Below are 3,630 nucleotides of genomic sequence, written 5' to 3' on the forward strand. Positions count from 1 at the left end.
AAAAGTGAGTGATTTAAATTTGTGCAAAAAATAGTCATTTTGGCGGACTGAAAAACATCCTGTGCAGATGCGGTCGCCAAATTATGATTATTTTCAACCATTTGATGGAATTGTCCCGCATCGCGGAAGAACTGGCGCGGTGTTTGCAATGCCGGTTTCGTGTGAGCAGCTTTGACGAAAGCATGCCCAATGACGGGTGGCTCACAGTTCTTCGTCCAACGGCGGACGATCAGACGTTTGGAACAGCAGCGCGATGAGCGCGCAGCCTTTCCGATACGAATGACGGGCCGCCTGCGGACATCTTCCAGATGAAGCATGAGGCCCATGGGGAAAAACCGTCGGTCGTACAAAGCAAACATCAAGCTCTGCGCGACCTAAACGAAGGGCTTCAATGTTATGGAAATCAAGAACAAGGCTACACGCATAAATCTATTCAGTCTCAAGACTGTCCAGATGCGTACTTTCCACCTCACCTGGCTTTCATTCTTCCTGTGCTTCTTTGGCTGGTTCGGGATCGCACCGCTGATGCCGCTGGTGCGCGATGATCTGGGCCTTAGCAAAAGCGAAATCGGCAGTACCATCATTGCCTCGGTCGCGATTACGGTTCTGGTCCGACTTTTGATCGGACCGCTTTGCGACAAGATCGGCCCGCGCAAGACCTATACCGGTCTTCTGGTGCTTGGGTCGCTTCCGGTCATGCTGATCGGTCTTGCCGACAGTTATGAAACCTTCCTGCTTGCCCGTCTGGCCATTGGGTCTATCGGCGCATCCTTTGTCATCACGCAGTATCATACCTCCATGATGTTTGCGCCAAACGTTGTCGGTACGGCCAATGCCACGACGGCGGGTTGGGGTAACCTTGGCGGTGGCGTGACCCAGATGGTAATGCCAGCAATCCTTGCGATGGTTCTTGGTTTTGGCGTGGCTGAAACCATGGGCTGGCGTCTGGCGATGGTGTTCCCGGGTGCGATCATGCTGGTTGTTGCCGTGCTGTACTGGGTCTTCACCACCGACTGCCCTGAAGGCAACTATGCCGACATGCGCAAAAGTGGCGCGCTTAAGCCGGAAGACGATACTGCCGGTGCCGCCAAGGGCATGATGGCAGCCGTTTCCGATTACCGTGTCTGGGCATTGTTCCTGGTGTATGCCGCCTGCTTTGGTGTCGAACTGACGATCAACAACATTGCGGCGATCTATTTCTTCGACAAGTTTGAGCTTTCATTGGCAACCGCTGGCATGATTGCCGGTCTGTTTGGTTTGATGAACATCTTTGCCCGTACGCTGGGTGGTGTGTTCTCTGACAAATTTGCTGCCAAGGGTGGCCTTTCTGGTCGTGTGAAATTCCTGTTCATGGCACTGTTCATCGAAGGCGTCGCACTTGTTGCCTTCTCGCAGATGGAAGCACTGGTTGTGGCCGTTTCGGTGATGATCGTCTTCTCGCTGTTTGTTCAGATGTCAGAAGGTGCAACCTTCGGGATTGTGCCGTTTGTCAACCGCAAGGCGCTTGGCTCTGTTGCCGGTATTGTCGGTGCGGGCGGTAATGCCGGCGCGGTTGCGGCGGGCTTCCTGTTCAAGTCCGAAGCACTTACCTATCAGGAAGGTCTTCTGTATCTCGGTCTGGCCGTGATCATCTGCTCGTTCGCGGCTTTGGCTGTCCGTTTCTCGGCGGAAACCCAGGCCGAAGAAAAGGCGCGTTTCGATGCGGCGCAGTCAGAACGTTTCGGGACTTCGGGTACAGCGCAGCCGGTTCCGGCTGAATAAGATACGCTGTTTGATATGATCTTTTCGGGATGCGGTCGGTGCCGCATCCCGAAACCAATAATCCGGACCCGTAAACGGGACGGAGCATATAAAAAATATCTCAGAGAGGCGCAGCCATTTCAGGCTGTCAGGGAGTTAGGGTTAGTTGGTGAAGCTGGAAGAATTCAATATTCTGGTGATTGACGAAAATCCGGACCGTGCGGCGATTGTCGAGCGTGGTCTGGTTGAAAGCGGCTATACCCGCGTGGCCCGTATCGGCACGTCCCATAATCTGGTCGAACGTATTCAGGCGTTGGCACCAGACATCATCATCATCGATCTTGAAAACCCCGACCGCGATACGCTTGAACAGATGTTTCAGGTGTCGCGTGCCATTGCGCGCCCGATTGCGATGTTCGTTGATCAAAGTGACGCATCCATGATCCACGAGGCGGTGTCGGCAGGTGTCAGTGCCTATGTGGTTGATGGCCTGCGTCAGGACCGCATTCGCCCGATTGTCGAAATGGCGATTTCACGGTTCAACGTCTTTGATCAGCTGCGCCGCGAACGTGATGAAGCGCAGGCGAAGCTCAATGAACGCAAACTGATTGAACGGGCCAAGGGCATCCTGATGAAAGAAAAAGGTCTGTCCGAAGAAGATTCTTATGCGCTGCTGCGCAAAAACGCCATGAAGCAAAATCGCAAGATTTATGAAATCGCGCAAAGCGTCATCACGGCGTTTCAGTTGGAGTTTTGATGGATGGCTAACAAGGTTCGTCTTGGTTTTGTTCCACTGGTCGATTGTGCCATTCCGGTGGTGGCGCGCGCCATGGGGTTTGCCCAGCAGGAAAATATCGATCTGGAACTGGTCCGTGAAATGTCATGGGCAGCCATTCGTGACAAGCTTTCCTTTGGGATGTTTGAAGCAGCCCATCTTTTGGCGGGAATTCCGATTGCGGCACGGCTTGGGCTTGGCGGCTTGCCGGTTCAAAATATCGTCGTGCCGATGGCGTTGGGCCGTGGTGGCAATGCGATTACTGTCTCGACCCAGCTTTATCAGCGCATGTTGGAGGCCGACCCGAATGCGATGCTTGGTCCGCGTGGGCGGTCGGCAAGAGCGCTTAAAAAGGTCATTGATGAAGACAAGGCCGAAGGGCGCCCGATCCTGTCCTTTGCCACCGTGTTTCCGTTCTCAAGCCATAACTATGAGCTTCGCTATTGGATGGCGGCAGCCGGGATTGATCCGGACATGGATGTGAATATCGGCGTGATCGCGCCGCCGCGCATGTTTGACAGTCTGCGCAATGGCTGGGTGGATGGTTATTGCGTGGGCGAACCATGGAACCAGCGCGCGGTGTTTCACGGTGATGGCGTGATTGTTGCGCTTAAGGACGATATCTGGTCACGAAGCCCGGAGAAGGTTCTTGGCCTGCGGGAAGACTGGGCACAGAGCAATCCGGAACTTGTTTCTGCACTTGTGCGTGCGCTTGTCCGGGCTGCTGAGTGGGCAGACCAGCCGGGTAACCGCGTTGAGTTGGCACATATACTGTCTGAGGAGGCCAATGTCGGCGCGCCGTTCGAAGTGCTTAAGGCATCGCTGAGCGGTAAGCCGGTGTTACGTCCGGGTGAGCCACCCATCGATCTGCCTGACCGCCACGTTTTTTACCGCTACACTGCGACTTTCCCGTGGTTGTCACAGGGCCGCTGGATTGGCGAACAAATGAAGCGTTGGCGACAAATTCCCCAAGACACGGATCTTAAGGCCGTCATCCCCGATGTCTTCCGGCCGGACCTTTATCGAACGGCGGTTGCCGGGCTGGATGTTCTGGTTCCGCAGGATGACTGGCGCGTCGAAGGTGCCGCGGACGCACCGGATCGATCACTTGTCGG

4 protein-coding genes are annotated in these 3,630 nt (G+C 54.9%); 3 read left to right on the forward strand and 1 reads right to left on the reverse strand.

The window, feature by feature from the left end; genetic code table 11:
* Window positions 1-359: hypothetical protein (locus B3Z49_RS21770; protein ID WP_296994916.1), on the reverse strand; the 359-nt coding region annotated here is incomplete at its 3' end.
* Between the two features lie 94 nt (window positions 360-453).
* Between B3Z49_RS21770 and B3Z49_RS21775 the strand changes: the two genes are divergently transcribed.
* The 3 genes from B3Z49_RS21775 to B3Z49_RS21785 form a co-directional block, all read left to right on the forward strand.
* Window positions 454-1,761 (forward strand): MFS transporter, encoded by a 1,308-nt coding sequence (locus B3Z49_RS21775; RefSeq protein ID WP_245227666.1) that lies wholly within the window; start codon window positions 454-456, stop codon window positions 1,759-1,761.
* A 148-nt stretch (window positions 1,762-1,909) separates the two neighbouring features.
* Window positions 1,910-2,497 carry an ANTAR domain-containing response regulator gene (locus B3Z49_RS21780; RefSeq protein WP_008889538.1) on the forward strand — a complete coding sequence of 196 codons (588 nt, stop codon included), beginning with the start codon at window positions 1,910-1,912 and terminating at the stop codon, window positions 2,495-2,497.
* A gap of 3 nt (window positions 2,498-2,500) precedes the next feature.
* A partial coding sequence (locus B3Z49_RS21785) for a CmpA/NrtA family ABC transporter substrate-binding protein (protein WP_296994922.1) occupies window positions 2,501-3,630 on the forward strand: 1,130 nt, incomplete at its 3' end.

This window comes from Thalassospira sp. UBA1131 (assembly GCF_002311515.1).
GTDB lineage: Bacteria > Pseudomonadota > Alphaproteobacteria > Rhodospirillales > Thalassospiraceae > Thalassospira.